We start from the raw sequence: 16,182 nt of genomic DNA, 5'->3' as shown, positions 1-16,182 counted from the left end.
TATTAATAAACTTGTAAATAAATGGTATATTTAAAGTAGTGGAGGTGAAAAGATGAAAATTAATAATTACATGCTCCAACTATCATTACTAATCATCATTATTTTTGGTGGAACTTTTATCATTCACTTAGTTCGAACAGGTGAACTTTTGTTAGATCAAATTATTGGATGCTCAGTAGGAATATTAATTCTTTTGTTTTCTTTAATTTGGAGGAAATCTAGCAAACTGTCATAATCCATAGAATTCGAGAAATCTAAAAGATTGTAATTTTTTTAAAAAATACCAAGTCATGGAGCTTAGATTAAAGTCTAAGGTTGAAGTGTATTTTAGATAACTACATTAAAAAATAAATAAAAAGGATCTATAAAAAGATCCCTTTTTATTATTCAGGCATAATTCGTTCAACCTGACAATTGGATACAAATACATCTCTGTTGCCATTTTGTATATTGAACCTTGTAATACCTTCACCTACATCCGTAACTGTTGCATTAGTAAAATTCATAATCTGCATACCCGTTGTATTGACAGTAAACATCTGAGGTAAGCCTTCAAATGTTAAAAAGTATGCAGTAACTGGATCTTCACAACAAGCACAAGAACCGGTACTAACAACAGATGGAGTTAACGTAACAGGTAATCCAGCAATAGTTGGTTCAGCTGCAACAATGTGACAGATTGGTATAATAGATTGTCCACTTGGTTCCATTATATTTAAGAGAAATCCATTAATCGTAGGATTCAATGCATCAATTACACCAGTTGTATTTTCGTCTTCAGTATAGATTGTTACTCTTCTTCCTGCCAATTGTACTAACACATTTCTCATTGGAGTTGTACAACAATCGCAATCAGAATTCATTGTTGGTCCGGTAGCGCCGGTGACCCCAGTAGCGCCAGTTGAACCAACAGCCCCAGTTGATCCAGTAGCGCCAGTTGAACCAGCAGCCCCGGTTGATCCAGTAGCGCCAGTTGAACCAGCAGCCCCAGTTGAGCCAGCAGGACCAGTTGGGCCAGTAACATCAGTTGCTCCTCTTTTTCCGTCTTTACCTCTAGGACCTGGGCAACAGCAACATATTTGGCAACCGTGACATTTACGACAATGGCAATCACATTTGTGATCGCAATTTTGATTTCTTGCATTCACATTTACAATCGCAATGTTTTTTATGAGAGCCATTACACTCATTACAATGACATTCACATTTCTCTTGGTGCTTAGATTCTTTACAATTACACTTTTTTTTCTTTTCTTCTTTTCCCAATTTATCACCTTTATTTTATAATAATTGGGCTCGTCCTAAGATGAATGTTACTTTTCTATTTGATATTATCATTCAACATATGCAAAAAAGGAGACTTGGTTTGAATAATTAAAGAAAATTAATTTGGTGATTTTTTACAATTGGGTTTAATGAATTTTACCAGTAATTTTAAAAAAATTTTTCATTTTTAAAGGTAAACTAGATGAAAATTCACTTAATTACGATTGTTTTTGTGCAAAGTAGACTAATCTTAAACAAATTGCAAATTATGTAGTAGAATGAAAGAATACGAGTTTAAGAAAATAATTGTGTGCATTGGTTGTATAAGAAATTAGACTCTATATTTAAGAATAAACGGTAATATAATGATTTTATAAGGAGATAGTTATGAGGAGGAACGATTTTGTTTAAACGTATTTCTTTCTTTATTTTTGTTAATATTTTAGTGTTAATTACAATTACTACGATTACAACATTATTAGGTGTACCTCGTTATATTGGAAATGGGGGATACTGGGCACTGCTTGCATTTAGTGTAATTGCAGGATTTAGTGGAGCGATTATTTCATTATTATTTTCTCGGATAATGGCCAAATGGATTATGGGTGTAAAATTAATTGATCCTCGTTCTCCACAAGTTGATCGATTTAATTTTGTACTAGAAGAGACTTATCGTTTAGCAAAACTTGCTGGTTTAAAAAAGATGCCACAAGTGGGCGTATATGATTCAGTTGAAGTTAATGCTTTTGCAACAGGTCCTAGTAAAAGACGATCTTTAGTAGCTGTTTCTAGTGGAATGATCGAGACCATGGATCGCCCAGCGATTAGTGGTGTTTTAGCACACGAAATTGCCCATATAAAAAATGGGGATATGGTTACTACAACATTATTACAAGGTATAATTAACACTTTTGTCATTTTCTTCTCCCGTTTAGTGGCAAAAATTGTTTCTAATTTTGTAAGAGAAGAGCTATCTTATGTAGTTTATTTTCTTTGTTCAGTAGTATTTGAGATTGTATTCAGTATTTTAAGTAGCCCAATTATCTTCTGGCATTCAAGAAAAAGGGAGTTTAAGGCAGATCAGTATGCGGCAGAACTTGGTGGAAAAGATAACATGATTTATGCTTTAGAATCATTAAGTCGAAATATTAGATTAGTTGATGATCGTCAAAAATCGATTGCAGCTTTTAAAATTAGCGGAAAAGAGAAATTCGCAAGATTATTCTCAACGCATCCACCATTAGAAAAACGTATCGAACGTTTAAAATCATTATAAAAGTTAAAGGCTTTTTACATTTAACGATGTAAAAAGCCTTTTTTTTTGCATGAAATTGAAAGAAGGAATTCATTAAGTTTTAGGGAATATAGATACTAAAAAGATGAGGTGTACTTTAATTTGGATAAAGATAAAATTGAAAAATTGAAGACAGCAGGAATAATTTTAGGTACCTTTGTTATAACCCTCGGAATTATCATATCTATTGCTACTATTAATTTTAATCACGCTAAAGCGCATCCAAATATTATCAAAATTCCTAAATCAAAAAGTATCATCACACTAGTAAATAAACAAGAATTAATTAACGTAGATTCAAATTTAAAAACTAGTGTTTGTGAAGTTATCGAACTTCCAAAAACAGATAATAAAAATCAGTATCAAATAGTTTGTGATGATTCTGAGAAATACGGATTTATGGAAAAAGAAATAATAGATAAAAATTCTCACCCTGCCTTGAAAGTCGGTGACACTGTTTATTTAACTATTTATAAAGATGGTAAATTAAAGGTGAGAATAGAAAATGAATAAGGATTTAGTAGTCTAAAAAAATGTTTGAACGTAAAATACACACCTATCGGATTTATAATATGAATAAAGGAACTTCAATTAGATGAAGTTCCTTTATATATATAATTATAGTTTTTCTCCATTTGAAGCAATCACGTCTTTGTACCAGAAAAATGATTTTTTCTTTTTTCGTTCTAATGTTCCACTACCGTCGTCGTGTTTATCGACATAAATGAAACCATAACGTTTTGAGAACTCACCTGACGATGCACTAACAAGATCGATGCAACCCCAGCTAGTATAACCCATCAAATTAACGCCATCTTGAATTGCTTCTCCCATAGCATGAATATGCTCACGTAAATAATCAATTCGATAATAATCATTAATTGATCCATCAGCTTCTACTTTGTCATATGCACCTAGGCCGTTTTCTACAACAAATAACGGTACTTGGTAACGGTCATACATTTGATTTAAACTAATTCGTAAACCTACCGGATCAATTTCCCAGCCCCAGTCACTTGCTTTTAGGAAAGGATTTTTAACGCCGCCAATCAGATTTCCTTGGGAGCTTTCTAAGTCGGATTTTTCTTTTTTCTCTGTTCTAGACATATAATAACTGAACCCAATATAGTCAACAGTGCCCTTTTTAATTAATTCTAAATCCCCATCTTGTATTTCAATATTAATATTGTTTTCTTTAAAAAAGCGTTTTATAAATGACGGATAATCGCCTCGAACTTGAACGTCTGCACAGAAGTAATTAAAAAAGCGTTCTTCTTCAAGGGTATACATTACGTTGTTAGGATTCGAATCAAATGAATAAACCGGAGCATATAAAATCATACATCCAATTTGAGAATCTGGAATGATTTCATGACATGCTTTGACAGCAATACTACTTGCAACAAATTGATGATGAAACGCCTGAAATGTTGGTTGGTATTTATCTTTTTCTTCTTTTATAGAAAAACCAAGACCCATAATTGGCATAATTAATCCACTATTAATTTCATTAAAAGTCATCCAATATTTTACTTTGTTTATATAACGATTGAAGATTGCGTTCACATATCTTTCAAAGAAGGTTACTACTTCTCGATTTCTCCAACCGCCATATTGTTTTACAAGATTTACTGGCATTTCATAGTGTGAAATTGTAACAACTGGTTCAATGCCATATTTGTGTAGTTCGTCAAAAACACGATCATAGAAGGCCAATCCATCTTCATTTGCATCTAATTCATTCCCATTTGGAAAGATTCTAGTCCAAGCAATTGACATTCGGAAAACTTTAAAACCCATTTCCGCAAATAAAGCAATATCTTCTTTATATCGGTGATAGAAGTCTATTCCTTCGTGGTTTGGATAATTATATTTTGAACGGTCAATCTCGAAATTAAATCCAGATGACTGTAAAATATTTAGTCTTTCCTTCCCCCCTGGAAGAACATCGGCTATATTTAAACCTTTATTCCCTTCATAAAATCCGCCTTCCATTTGATTAGCAGCTGTAGCACCACCCCATAAAAAATCTTTAGGAAACTTAAACTGATTCATTTTTTTTCCTCCTAATTTCTTTTTAATTGTTTATATTAATTCATATTTTTACTTATTGAGAGTATAAACGAATCATAACGTTAACGGATATGTTAGTAAATATGTGAATTGAATCTAGTTTCTAATCACAAAAGTAAATAATTGTTTCATAAATGTAACGCTGTGTTTTTTATTTTGTATGTTAAGATAATAAAAAAGATTAAATATAATTAGTACCAAGTTATAAAAGGAGAACTATATAAAATGTTTTCAAATGATCAAATCGCGTCTTTTAATGAGTTAGAGTTATCTTTATATAATTACATTTCGCAAAATATGGAAAAAGTCGCTTACATGCGTATACGTGAAATTGCAGATGAAACCCATGTTTCAACTTCAACAATTTTGCGTTTTTGTAGAAAACTAAATTGCGACGGCTTTTCTGAATTTAAAGTAAAGCTAAAAATGTATTTGGAGGAGGAGAAAAGGACCTTCGTAAAAAGTGCACATCATACTTTAGTGGAATTTTTTGAGAGGTCTTTAAAAGGGGATATAGAAGATAAAGTTAAAGAGGCTGCTATTGAAATAAACAAAGCTGAAAATGTAATTTTTATTGGAATAGGTAGCTCAGGTATTCTTGCTGAATATGGTTCGAGGTACTTTTCAAGTCTAGGAAAATTTTCACTCTATATAAAAGACCCACATTTTCCAATTCATTCTAAATTAACAAAAAATAGTATAGCAATCGCTTTGTCAGTCTCTGGAGAAACTATTTTCACAGTAAATCATCTGAATTTACTTAAACAAGAAGGATGTAAAATTATTAGTATTACAAACAACAAATTATCAACAATAGCAAAAATTTCTGATTTAAATATTCCCTATTATGTAACAGAAGAGTATTTTGAAGAGGCAAATATAACTACTCAAGTTCCAGTGGTCTATATAATTGAATCAATAGCGCGCGAAATATATAGAATTAATCAATAAGTCAAAAGAGCTGCGATTATTTTTACTCATTATTAGAAGGGATTTCACAACATGTGAGGAATGTTATTTATTCTGATAAAGAGTAAAGGAGTATTAATATTTATGAAATTAATCGATCCTACATTAAATAAAGATTGGGTAACACCACATTCAACAAAGTGGTATGAACAAATAGGTAATTTATATGGGGAATACACATATCCTTGGAATTCAACAATTACAGAGCCGAATGGGGAGTTAATTTTTAATAATGAAGTATTTGAAATGATTAATAACAAAACTGTATTAGACGTAGGGTGTGGACATGGAGAATTCACTATTAAATGTAGTGAAAAAGCAAAAGAAATTGTAGGGTTTGATCTTACAAATGATTTTATAAAAAGTGGAAATGAATCGAAAAAATCAAATGTGTCTTTTATTGCTGGCAGCACAAAAAATGGGTTGCCTTTTGAAACCGGACAATTTGATTGTGCTTATAACCGAAAAGGCCCAACATCAGCTTATCCAGAAATTAAAAGAGTAGTTAAAAAAGGAGGAAAAGTCCTTGGACTTCATCCTGGTGATGATTTAGGAACTGAATTAACTAAATTATTTCCTAATCTTTTTCAATCAATTAATAGTGAGAAACCGATTTTAAGAACGATAAAGCAAAGACTTGATCAATGTAGATTTGAAAGTGTAGAAATACAAGTCATTAATAGTATTGAATTTTTACATACGCCACTTGATGTTTTAAAACTAAGATGCTTCGGCCAAAAGCAATCTCTATTAAAGGAGCAAACAGAAGATAATTTATCGGAAGTAAAACGAATATTTGAACAAAATGCTCAGAAAAATGGATTGCCAATAACTTATTCACGTTACATCGTTAGAGCAAGGGTTTAATTTTGATTGGAGGATGATAAAACATCCTCTTTTTTTGTTTTAGACTTGAAGAATACATATTCATTTTTTAATTCGTAATTGTAAAAATATACCAAATATTTTTTTGGTCATATATAATAATCAAATTTTAATGTAGGTACATAGAATTATATTGGTATGAAAAATGGACAAGATTCTTTGCCAAAGTGGTTTTCTAGTTGGAAAAGGTGATAATTTGGGGAAAGAGAATGAAGAAAATAAAAAATCTTGTAAATGCAAAGATTGCAAATGTAAGAAATGTAAATGTAAGAACTGCGAGTGTAAAGAATGTAAGAAATGCAAATGTAAGGACTGTAGGTGTAAGAATTGTAAGGAGTGTAAACGTAAGGACTGTAAGTGTAAAAATTGTAAGGAATGCAAGTGTAAGGACTGTAATTGTAAAGATTCAAAGGAATGCTACTGTTGTGATAAATGTTGTAGAGGACCTAGAGGTAAAAGAGGTAAAACTGGTCCTCAAGGGCCGACTGGAGTAACGGGGGCTACCGGAGCAACTGGAATTGGGTTAACGGGAACATCTGGAACAACGGGTGTAACCGGAGCGACTGGTTCGACTGGTGAAAGAGGAGAAACCGGATCAACCGGATCAACAGGTGCAACTGGTGAAAGAGGAGAAACAGGTTTGACAGGAGCAACAGGAGCTGGTGCAACTGGTGAAACAGGAGTAACAGGATCGACGGGGTCGACTGGAGCAACTGGAGAAAGAGGAGTAACAGGAACGACCGGCTTTACTGGTGTAACAGGTGCAACCGGTGCAACTGGAGAAAGAGGAGTAACAGGTTCAACAGGTCCAACCGGAGCGACAGGTGTAACTGGAGAAAGAGGAGTAACAGGAACGACCGGCCCAACTGGAGCGACAGGTGTAACTGGAGAAAGAGGAATAACAGGAACGGCCGGCTTAACAGGAGTATCCGGGGCAACAGGTGCAACTGGAGAAAGAGGAGTAACAGGAACGACCGGCTTAACAGGTGTAACAGGGACAACAGGTGTGACGGGCTCAACTGGCTCAACGGGCATAACAGGGGTAACCGGGTCAATCGGAACGACAGGAGTAACAGGAGTAACAGGAGTAACAGGCTCAATTGGGGCAACCGGAACGACAGGAATAACCGGGGCAACAGGAGTATCTGGAGCAACGGGAATAACAGGAGTAATAGGTTCGACGGGTGAAACAGGAGCAACGGGAGTAACAGGAGTAACAGGTTCAACGGGTGAAACAGGAGCAACGGGAATAACAGGAGCAACGGGAATAACAGGAGTAACAGGTTCGACGGGTGAAACAGGAGTAACGGGAACGACAGGAACAATAGGAGTAACAGGAGTAACAGGAGTAACAGGAGTAACAGGAACGACAGGAACAATAGGGTCAACAGGAACCACAGGAGCAACTGGAACAACAGGAACGATAGGAGTAACAGGAGCAACAGGAGTAACGGGAACGACAGGAGCAACCGGCCCAACAGGTTCGACAGGAACAACTGGGGCAACCGGAATAACGGGAACAACAGGAGCAACTGGGGCGACAGGAACAACAGGGTCAACAGGTCCGACGGGAATAACCGGTGCAACCGGATCGACAGGGTCAACTGGCCCAACGGGTGCAACCGGAGTAACAGGAACAACAGGGGCGACAGGGTCAACAGGTTCGACGGGAATAACTGGGGCAACTGGAACGACAGGAGCAACAGGAGCAACTTGAGTAACAGGAACGACAGGAGCTACTGGGGCGACAGGAATAACAGGATCGACAGGGTCAACAGGTTCGACGGGAATAACCGGTGCAACCGGATCGACAGGAGCAACCGGAGTAACAGGAACAACAGGGGCAACAGGTCCGACGGGAATAACCGGTGCAACCGGATCGACAGGAGCAACCGGAGTGACAGGATCAACGGGAGCAACTGGGGCGACAGGAACAACAGGGTCAACAGGTCCGACGGGAATAACCGGTGCAACCGGATCGACAGGGTCAACTGGCTCAACCGGAGTAACCGGAGTAACAGGAACAACAGGGTCAACAGGTCCAACAGGAATAACCGGTGCAACCGGATCGACAGGAGCAACCGGAGTAACAGGAACGACAGGAACAACAGGGTCAACCGGATCGACAGGCCCAACCGGAGCAACGGGTCCGACGGGAATAACGGTGCAACCGGATCGACAGGGTCAACCGGAGTAACCGGAGTAACCGGAACAACAGGGTCAACCAGAGCAACTGGAGCAACCGGAACAACAGGGTCAACCGGAGCAACCGGGGTAACCGGAGTAACGGGTCCAACAGGTCAAAGACCAACTCTAACATTTGCAGAAAATGCAGGATCGATTGCGGTATTCCCGCCACTCAATACTGAAGTAACCATTGTAAGTATCACTCAAGGCGTACTTGCTAATCAGCAGCTTAAAATTGACTATGCAACAGCGATTGAACTAGTTGTTTCTGCAAACTGGTCAGTTACATTTGAATTGCGACTATACAGGGATGCCACTTTAATAGATACTAGAATATTTAATAGTAGCCAGCCTACAGCTGGTACTCACCGATATCAATTTGCAAGTACTCAAGTTAATATAGCACCTGCAAATGCAACATCAACGTATAGTCTAAGAGTATTTTTTACCGCTGCATCGAATCTTACTTCAGCATCGGCAATTAATAGAGATATGAATATAATCACATTTACACCGTAAGTTAGTGTGAATAGATTTATAGAATAATAACCCCATATGATAGACAGTTAGAATAGATTTTACTGTTTGTTATATGGGGATTCTTTATTTAAAGAAAATATAGATATGATGTACAACTTTAATCTTCAACCAAAAACATTTTATTTTTTTTCACATACTTTAATAAAATAGAAAATTAAGGATGTGGAGAATTTGAATCGCTTTAATAGCCGTAAAGTCGAGCAGTTACAATTCGATATTGAATTCAGAACCCAATTTACTTTTATAGTTAATGATGAAACTTTATGTTGTGTTTTAAAAGATATTGCTAACGATTCAGTAAATATTGTTGGGGTTTTACTGACAAAAAGTAGTGAAAATAATAATTTTGTTAGACTTGTGCCTGGTACAACCGAATCGCAGAATAAGCAAGATCTAAAAGTAGTTATAGAAGTACTTGAATCATTTAATGTGAATTTTAAAGAAGAAACAATTTTCGCTATATTAAATATTCCCCCTAGTATTCCAGGAGTATTTAGTAAAATTTACGGTAGTTTATGGTGTAAGGTTGGTGTGAAATCATTTTATATAGGAGAAAAAGATAGTATTTTTTTAACCGTATCAAATATTAAGAAAGCAACGGACATTTTAAAGAATGATTACTTTATACAATGCGATAATCATTGTGAATAACTTTAAACTAGATTTCTGTAGTTTTTAGGTGACTTAAATAAAGTTTATTCATCATTTTGAATATTATATTTCTGCAATAATTTGTTAGCTAATTCTATTCCATCTTCTGTTAAGTAAACTGATTTAGCACGATTACTAAAAAATATGAGATTACTATTTGATAATTTATTTAATGTGTCGAAAGGATATCCTTTCCAACTTCTGAGTATAGTATCACCTAATACTGTGTTTTCTTCAAATGCTGTTAAATATATTAACAATAAAGTTAATTCATCAATCTGTTCTTGCATTTCAAATAGTTCCTTTCTAATCTATATTTAAAAATAAAGGAAGTAAGAGTAAACCTTCATAAGTATAAGGATTACTCTTACTTCCAATAAATAAACTATAAATTTGTACAAATAGAGCGAAAAAAGTAATTTAGTAATTTAATCATTTATAATAGTCATTCGATCTCTATGACCACAAACTGGACAAGTAACTAACCGTTCATTTAATTTACCGGTTTTAAATGTTAAAGCAAAATTTAATTTAGATAATTTAAAGCGACTACTACAACGAGGACAAACAAAATGGGTAGTTCTTGTGCGAATTTCTGAATATTTATAGACAAAGACAAATGCTAAAATTAATATAAGAATCGATTGAAAAAGACCAGAAATAAATTGATTCATATGTTATCCCACTTTCTTTTTTATTGATAAGATCATAAAAAATTTTTTATGTTTGCTATTTATAGAATGATACCTTTGTAGTTTTGATTTCAAATTAGTAAAATAACTTTACAATCAAAAAATAAAAAGTTAAAAAAAGAAAAATAAAAATTGAGGGAAATACCAAAAATAGGAAACAATAGAAACTAAGTACAAAATACATAAATAAAGATTGAACTACATACGAAAGGAGAATTTTATGAATATAAAATTCTTGTTTATATTAAATGATTATATACCTACAGAACCTGCTTATGTTGCCAATATTGGAAAATATATAGATGGCTCATTAAATATCTATTTAAATGAAACTTTATTTTTTCATGATCCGAATTTAAATCTTACTGAGTTTGCGAGTCAATTAAATGAATGGGTTCAAAAGGTACAAAATGGATCAAGAGATAACATGAATTATGAATCGATTAATCGAAATGAAGATCTTATGAATTTCCTATATAAAGGAGATGACAGGTGGGGGATTTATTCGGTGTGGCAACTGTTTGAACCCACAGAATATATTAATACAGAGGTATTAGTTGAGTCTGTAAATAGATTTCTTACTGCGTTAAATGATGGGCTTATTGAAATCAATTATGATTATACGCTTGATGAATTTAATCAGTAATTTCTATTATAAATAAATGTTGTTTTACAAAAAAGAGTTGCAAGAGTAACTCTTTTTTTAATGCATTTTGATAGGGAAATTTTACTAAAAAAATTGTATTTCATATGCTTAATATATCTTTTTAATTATTATCTAATGGTTTAAAAGGAGTAATGGGTAAGATGTTGAATTTTATTGGAAAATCGAAAAAAAATTGGAGGATTAATGAGAAAACTTCTAATCGTTTAAAGTTGTATATTCCTTTTATTTGGCTGTTCTATGAAATCAAATACAGAGCAAAACTAGTAAAGTTGTTGGTATCATAGGAGTTACTTCAGTAGTTAAAATTATTTATTCGGCGGATAAAGATTATGATTTAATTAATAAAATCGAAAAGGTTTTAAATTAAAAAACATTGAGGATAAACAAATTGAATCCACTGATTTAAGGTTACTGTTGGTGAAATTGTTGAAATGCCAAATGGAAGAGTGTTTAACTTTGCTGATGATGAACAAAATTATTTTGCTGTAATGGAAAAAAAGTAAAAGATTTAAGTAATAAAATAAAGGGATTATTTTAAAAACACAGGGTAAAATTTTACCTTGTGTTTTTTTTATAAATTTTAATTAAAAAATCACTTTTACCATGAAGATAAAAGTGATTTGCACCTGTTTGCCAATGCCACCAAGAAAACAAGGTTAATACAGGATATGTTAGGAAATGGGAATAGTTCAATTTTCTCATATGGTAATAATTTCCTGATTGATTAATTATGGGAATTTTTAGATTGATGATGATCGTAGGCAGTAATTGAGATTTATATTTTTATCAAGTAAGTATCTAATTTATTAAGTTATCTGTTAAAATAATTCGTAAGATTAATCATAAAAGGAGAAATCAACTTATGATGAAAGTATTTTCCAAAAAAATCGTACTATTAGTCACTTCATTGATGATTTTACTAATGATAAGCGGAGCGTTAATTTCTTTAACTTATATCCCATTAAAAGTCAAAGAAAATCAAGAGAAAATGAAATTAATAGAAAGTCACTAATAGATCTTAAAAGAAGACAAATTATTTTAAACTAAAAAGCTCTGAATAAGGGCTTTTTGTACTTTAGTAATTAAAATCATTCAACTAAATGCAACTACAATTGATGAATATAAAGCTGGAGGGAATTTATAATGAGTCAAAAAAGAATAAGAGATTATGGTGTTAATATTGGATACCTAGAAACAGGGAAGCTAAATTCTATTACGGATGTTGAAGGGGTTACAGTAGGTCATGTAACGATCAGCGATCATGACATCCAAACTGGTGTTACAGCAATTTTTCCTCATCAAGGAAATCTATTTAAGGATAAGTTAATTGCGTCATCTCATGTCATTAATGGGTTTGGTAAGTCGATGGGAACGATTCAGATTAATGAGTTAGGAACAATCGAAACGCCAATTATATTAACAAATACTCTAAGTATTGGGACAGCCGCAGACGCTTTAATTGAATATATGTTAGAACATAACCCAGAAATAGGCCGTACAACAGGAACAGTTAACCCAGTGATATGTGAGTGTAATGACATGCTTTTAAATGATGTACGAGCTAGATTTATCACGAAAGATCATGTTTTTCAAGCATTAAGTAATGCTTCTTCAGATGTGAAAGAAGGAACTGTTGGAGCAGGAACTGGAATGCTTTGTTATTCATTAAAAGGTGGGATTGGAACAGCTTCTCGAGTTATGAAGATGGAACATGGTACATATACAATGGGTGTTTTAGTCTTATCTAACTTTGGGATTTTAAGCGATTTAAAAGTAAATGGAAAGCCTGTTGGAGCAGAATTGCGAGATTTTATCTTAAAGGAACAAGACGAACAAGATAAGGGTTCAATCATTATGATTGTTGCAACGGACCTTCCCGTATCCGAAAGGCAGCTAAATCGTATAATTAAAAGAACAGTTACAGGTTTATCAAGAACAGGCTCAATTATTACAACGGGAAGTGGCGAAGTTGTTATTGGCTTTTCAACTGCAACAAAAATACCTCATGAAAAAACATCGCATTGTATTACGGTTCCGACTATACATGAAGAAGATATTGATCTTGCATTTAGAGCAATAGGAGAAGCAACTGAAGAAGCAGTTTTAAACTCCTTGGTAACAGCAACACATATTGTTGGTAGAGATGGAAATGAAAGACCAGCTTTTAAAGATTTAGTAGAAAAATACAATATTAACTTAATATAGTTTATAGAATTCAAAAATCTAACAAGAAAGATTTTATAAAGTTCTAATAGCGTAAACACTTACATAAAATACTCTTAATCTTAAAGTTGGACAAGCATTAAGTTAGAAGGCTATAATGAAAAAATTTGTATTTTTTGTTTGCACAATTATTATTTGTTTAGGTGTTAATTTTATGGCTTTTTATCAAATTAGTTTAAAAAAGGCTAACTCAACACTAAAAGAACACGTTCAGATTGAAGCTCAAAATAAAGTAATCGCTGATAAAAATATAAATATATTGAATTTACCTCTGCCTCATACTGATCAAAGAAAATATAGTGTAAAAAAATTACCAATCAATGGCAGTAAAAAAGAAATTAAAAAATTAAATAAATATTTTAATAATGTAATTGTCTAAGTGTAAATTAGTCAAAAAAAATGACAGACCACAACACATTAATGGTCTGTCATTTTTTAATTAAATCCTTTATTAAAGAAAGGTGTTGGTGTTTTTTTATATTCATCAGACTGGGTCATGAACCAATGAAATATTACAGTTAAATATATCTAGGAGAGAATTTTTATTGAATAAGTTCTATATTAGGTTCATTGATATTATTAGTACTCTAACGCATTGCTTTAGTTATAAAACAATCTGACTGCTTCGGCGGTCTTTTTTGTTGAACTAAATGGCAGGATAGTTGAATTAGGATAAACGGCTCAATTAAACATTGGAAATATTTGTTAAAATTATAATTAGAATAAATCTTGCTCAAACAACTGAAACAAAGGAGAAACTATGCAGAGTAAAAACGTAGAACTTGTGGAATTAAATGCAGAAAATTGGTATGAATGCTGTCAATTAGAGGTATCTGAGGATCAAAAGAGCCACATCGAACCGAATGCGATCTCGATTGCTCAATCGAAATTTAAATCTTCACTAAAGCCATTTGCTATTCATTTTGAAGGTAAAACAGTTGGATTCTTAATGTTTAATACTAATGAAGAAGAGCTTGATGGCTATTGGATATATAGAATAATGGTTGATAAAAACTTTCAACAAAAAGGCATAGGTAAAATTGCAACTCAGTTAATGATCGATGAAATTACTAAACTACCTAATGCAAAAAGAATTGTTGTAGGTTATCATCCAGAAAACTTAGGGGCACATAATTTATATTCAAGTTTAGGCTTTATTGATCATGGCGATAGATTTGGTAAAGAAATGGCAGTAGTATTAGATATTAAGCATAAATAAATACATCTTATTCAACTAACGTATCCGTTAGTTGAAGTGCATGAAGGCTGCTTTGGCATTCGTTTTATTATGCTATCCCACAGTTTAATGTAAAGGTAAAATTCACGAAATATAACAAAAATTTATCAATAACATGTAAAATAATATTTAAGTTACAGAAATGTGAATTTTAATAAATAGTATAGGAGAAGAAACCAATGAATCCATTATTATTAGAAATTCCAACTAAAATCGATACTAAGAGATTGTACTTAAGAATTCCGATGGCTGGAGAAGGTGAAACAGTTCATGCTGCAATAAAAGCTTCAATTAATGAATTTAAACTTTGGTTACCATTATTTCAAAGTATACCTGATATTACTGAAACAGAAATCCTTGTGCGACGTGCACATAATCAGTTTTTAAATCGTGAAAGTTTTCGTTTTTTTATATTCAGTAAAGAAAAAGATGAGTTTATAGGTACGTGCAGTTTACACAATATTAATTGGGATATTCCTAAATTTGAAATAGGATACTGGATTGATACTCGTTTTAGTGGTAAGGGTTTTATGACTGAAGCAATACAAAGATTAACTCATTTTGCAATTCAGGAATTGAATGCTAGACGAATTGAAATACGATGTGAATCTAGTAATACGAAAAGTCGTGCGATCCCTGAAAAATTAGTATTTGAGCTTGAGGGGATTTTACGTAATGAAGATTTCTCAGCAGATGGTAAAAAACTAACTGACACCTGTATTTATGCAAAGATAAATTAGCCTATAACGTAAATTTACTTGTTCAACAATCGCATGCATTAGTTGTATAAGATGTTGCTATACAAATCGACTTAATATAAAAAATATCATTCCCAATGTCATGTATATTATTGAGACAACATGAGTAGCATTATTGCGTATTTTTTTTCTTTTTGTCTCATAAGAAATACTAAAAATAAAAGCTACATATAACACAGTAATTACAATTGGTAATATTGAGTCGATGAAATGAAACATATTTTTAGTCTCCCTTTTGATCGATAATTACATAAGGTTTTTATTCAACTTTTACTTGGCTGTTTAAACGTTCTGATAAATGTTCCTAAACATACAGAACATATAAAGAAAATGGGAAAAAGCTGAACGAAATTTTGTTTTGTTGAAAATACAAAAATTAATAAAGAAACTCCAATTCCTGTAAGAGTCACTATTCTTAATTGGTTTTTAGGTGTTTTTTTAAATGGTTTTGGAATAGCAGAAAGAATACATACGATTAAACCAAAAATGATTAGTTGAATAAAAAAAATCATCATCTATTTCTCCTTTATAATGGCTTAAGTAATTTGGGAGTATTTTTCATAACTACTTCTTAATATAACGCTACAATCATTTCAAGTAAATCGGGGGAATTTTATGCTTGGATACTTGTAAAACTAAATAAATTTTGAATTTTGATATGTCGAAAATCGAAAAAAACATAGAAGTATGTAATATTTAGTCTGAATTTGATGTATCATCATACAAAAACTTGGGGGAAT

18 protein-coding genes and 2 pseudogenes are annotated in these 16,182 nt (G+C 32.9%); 15 read left to right on the top strand and 5 right to left on the bottom strand.

Annotated elements, in window-relative coordinates:
- The first annotated feature begins 52 nt into the window (after positions 1-52).
- Complete coding sequence (locus EP747_RS05865; RefSeq protein ID WP_129688959.1) at positions 53-235, top strand: hypothetical protein; 183 nt, start codon at positions 53-55, stop codon at positions 233-235.
- 148 nt (positions 236-383) lie between these two features.
- Here the strand turns inward: EP747_RS05865 and EP747_RS24695 are convergent, their stop codons facing one another.
- The gene (locus EP747_RS24695) at positions 384-1,190 is read right to left on the bottom strand and encodes a collagen-like protein (protein ID WP_235832775.1); all 807 of its coding nucleotides are present in this window, start codon (positions 1,188-1,190) and stop codon (positions 384-386) included.
- A 479-nt stretch (positions 1,191-1,669) separates the two neighbouring features.
- On the opposite strand from EP747_RS24695, the gene htpX reads away from it, so the two are divergent.
- A complete protein-coding gene (htpX, locus tag EP747_RS05855; protein ID WP_129688958.1) occupies positions 1,670-2,542 on the top strand; it encodes a protease HtpX in 873 nt (290 codons plus the stop codon).
- Between the two features lie 120 nt (positions 2,543-2,662).
- Positions 2,663-3,073: a hypothetical protein gene (locus EP747_RS05850; RefSeq protein WP_129688957.1), complete on the top strand. Its 411-nt coding sequence runs from the start codon at positions 2,663-2,665 to the stop codon at positions 3,071-3,073.
- 105 nt (positions 3,074-3,178) lie between these two features.
- Here the strand turns inward: EP747_RS05850 and EP747_RS05845 are convergent, their stop codons facing one another.
- Positions 3,179-4,615, bottom strand: a complete 1,437-nt coding sequence (locus EP747_RS05845; RefSeq protein ID WP_129688956.1) for a glycoside hydrolase family 1 protein — start codon at positions 4,613-4,615, stop codon at positions 3,179-3,181.
- A 243-nt stretch (positions 4,616-4,858) separates the two neighbouring features.
- On the opposite strand from EP747_RS05845, the gene EP747_RS05840 reads away from it, so the two are divergent.
- The 5 genes and pseudogenes from EP747_RS05840 to EP747_RS05820 all read left to right on the top strand — a co-directional run bounded on the left by EP747_RS05840 (position 4,859) and on the right by EP747_RS05820 (position 9,865).
- A complete protein-coding gene (locus EP747_RS05840) occupies positions 4,859-5,584 on the top strand; it encodes a MurR/RpiR family transcriptional regulator (protein WP_129688955.1) in 726 nt (241 codons plus the stop codon).
- A 102-nt stretch (positions 5,585-5,686) separates the two neighbouring features.
- Entirely contained in the window at positions 5,687-6,469 is a 783-nt protein-coding gene (locus EP747_RS05835; RefSeq protein WP_129688954.1) for a class I SAM-dependent methyltransferase, read from the top strand.
- A 475-nt stretch (positions 6,470-6,944) separates the two neighbouring features.
- Positions 6,945-8,788, top strand: a pseudogene (locus EP747_RS25070) (collagen-like protein); the annotation flags it as partial.
- Between the two features lie 180 nt (positions 8,789-8,968).
- Positions 8,969-9,193, top strand: coding sequence for a hypothetical protein (locus EP747_RS25320; RefSeq protein WP_129688953.1), 225 nt, complete (start codon positions 8,969-8,971; stop codon positions 9,191-9,193).
- 192 nt (positions 9,194-9,385) lie between these two features.
- Positions 9,386-9,865 (top strand): hypothetical protein, encoded by a 480-nt coding sequence (locus EP747_RS05820; protein ID WP_129688952.1) that lies wholly within the window; start codon positions 9,386-9,388, stop codon positions 9,863-9,865.
- A gap of 44 nt (positions 9,866-9,909) precedes the next feature.
- On the opposite strand, the gene EP747_RS05815 is transcribed toward EP747_RS05820, so the two are convergent.
- Positions 9,910-10,155: a DUF6429 family protein gene (locus tag EP747_RS05815; RefSeq protein WP_129688951.1), complete on the bottom strand. Its 246-nt coding sequence runs from the start codon at positions 10,153-10,155 to the stop codon at positions 9,910-9,912.
- 138 nt (positions 10,156-10,293) lie between these two features.
- Positions 10,294-10,539, bottom strand: a complete 246-nt coding sequence (locus EP747_RS05810; RefSeq protein ID WP_129688950.1) for a hypothetical protein — start codon at positions 10,537-10,539, stop codon at positions 10,294-10,296.
- Between the two features lie 238 nt (positions 10,540-10,777).
- Between EP747_RS05810 and EP747_RS05805 the strand changes: the two genes are divergently transcribed.
- The 7 genes and pseudogenes from EP747_RS05805 to EP747_RS05780 all read left to right on the top strand — a co-directional run bounded on the left by EP747_RS05805 (position 10,778) and on the right by EP747_RS05780 (position 15,424).
- Positions 10,778-11,203: a hypothetical protein gene (locus tag EP747_RS05805; protein ID WP_129688949.1), complete on the top strand. Its 426-nt coding sequence runs from the start codon at positions 10,778-10,780 to the stop codon at positions 11,201-11,203.
- A 428-nt stretch (positions 11,204-11,631) separates the two neighbouring features.
- Positions 11,632-11,727: pseudogene (locus EP747_RS05800) on the top strand (VOC family protein); the annotation flags it as partial.
- A gap of 359 nt (positions 11,728-12,086) precedes the next feature.
- Positions 12,087-12,236 (top strand): hypothetical protein, encoded by a 150-nt coding sequence (locus EP747_RS24165; RefSeq protein ID WP_165346881.1) that lies wholly within the window; start codon positions 12,087-12,089, stop codon positions 12,234-12,236.
- Between the two features lie 131 nt (positions 12,237-12,367).
- Positions 12,368-13,429, top strand: a complete 1,062-nt coding sequence (locus EP747_RS05795; RefSeq protein ID WP_129688948.1) for a P1 family peptidase — start codon at positions 12,368-12,370, stop codon at positions 13,427-13,429.
- A gap of 115 nt (positions 13,430-13,544) precedes the next feature.
- A complete protein-coding gene (locus EP747_RS05790; protein WP_129688947.1) occupies positions 13,545-13,826 on the top strand; it encodes a hypothetical protein in 282 nt (93 codons plus the stop codon).
- Positions 13,827-14,207: 381 nt separating this feature from the next.
- On the top strand, positions 14,208-14,666 hold the full coding sequence (locus tag EP747_RS05785; RefSeq protein ID WP_129688946.1) for a GNAT family N-acetyltransferase: 459 nt from the start codon (positions 14,208-14,210) through the stop codon (positions 14,664-14,666).
- Positions 14,667-14,863: 197 nt separating this feature from the next.
- Positions 14,864-15,424, top strand: a complete 561-nt coding sequence (locus EP747_RS05780; protein ID WP_129688945.1) for a GNAT family N-acetyltransferase — start codon at positions 14,864-14,866, stop codon at positions 15,422-15,424.
- A 281-nt stretch (positions 15,425-15,705) separates the two neighbouring features.
- Here the strand turns inward: EP747_RS05780 and EP747_RS05775 are convergent, their stop codons facing one another.
- The gene (locus tag EP747_RS05775; protein WP_129688944.1) at positions 15,706-15,954 is read right to left on the bottom strand and encodes a hypothetical protein; all 249 of its coding nucleotides are present in this window, start codon (positions 15,952-15,954) and stop codon (positions 15,706-15,708) included.
- Between the last annotated feature and the right edge of the window lie 228 nt (positions 15,955-16,182).

It is taken from the genome of Gottfriedia acidiceleris, assembly GCF_004138285.1.
GTDB lineage: Bacteria > Bacillota > Bacilli > Bacillales > Bacillaceae_G > Gottfriedia > Gottfriedia acidiceleris_A.
Note: the sequence above shows the minus strand (reverse complement) of the source record. Positions and strands in the feature narration are given on the sequence as shown.

Excerpts from the sequence above, each read along its gene's own strand:
- EP747_RS05775 (WP_129688944.1), bottom strand. The coding sequence starts at position 15,954 with ATGATTTTTTTTATTCAACTAATCATTTTTGGTTTAATCGTATGTATT.
- EP747_RS24165 (WP_165346881.1), top strand. The coding sequence starts at position 12,087 with ATGATGAAAGTATTTTCCAAAAAAATCGTACTATTAGTCACTTCATTG.
- EP747_RS05805 (WP_129688949.1), top strand. The coding sequence starts at position 10,778 with ATGAATATAAAATTCTTGTTTATATTAAATGATTATATACCTACAGAA.
- EP747_RS05785 (WP_129688946.1), top strand. The coding sequence starts at position 14,208 with ATGCAGAGTAAAAACGTAGAACTTGTGGAATTAAATGCAGAAAATTGG.
- EP747_RS05790 (WP_129688947.1), top strand. The coding sequence starts at position 13,545 with ATGAAAAAATTTGTATTTTTTGTTTGCACAATTATTATTTGTTTAGGT.
- EP747_RS05810 (WP_129688950.1), bottom strand. The coding sequence starts at position 10,539 with ATGAATCAATTTATTTCTGGTCTTTTTCAATCGATTCTTATATTAATT.
- EP747_RS05815 (WP_129688951.1), bottom strand. The coding sequence starts at position 10,155 with ATGCAAGAACAGATTGATGAATTAACTTTATTGTTAATATATTTAACA.
- EP747_RS05795 (WP_129688948.1), top strand. The coding sequence starts at position 12,368 with ATGAGTCAAAAAAGAATAAGAGATTATGGTGTTAATATTGGATACCTA.
- EP747_RS05780 (WP_129688945.1), top strand. The coding sequence starts at position 14,864 with ATGAATCCATTATTATTAGAAATTCCAACTAAAATCGATACTAAGAGA.
- EP747_RS05845 (WP_129688956.1), bottom strand. The coding sequence starts at position 4,615 with ATGAATCAGTTTAAGTTTCCTAAAGATTTTTTATGGGGTGGTGCTACA.
- EP747_RS05835 (WP_129688954.1), top strand. The coding sequence starts at position 5,687 with ATGAAATTAATCGATCCTACATTAAATAAAGATTGGGTAACACCACAT.
- EP747_RS05865 (WP_129688959.1), top strand. The coding sequence starts at position 53 with ATGAAAATTAATAATTACATGCTCCAACTATCATTACTAATCATCATT.
- EP747_RS05840 (WP_129688955.1), top strand. The coding sequence starts at position 4,859 with ATGTTTTCAAATGATCAAATCGCGTCTTTTAATGAGTTAGAGTTATCT.
- EP747_RS24695 (WP_235832775.1), bottom strand. The coding sequence starts at position 1,190 with ATGAGTGTAATGGCTCTCATAAAAAACATTGCGATTGTAAATGTGAAT.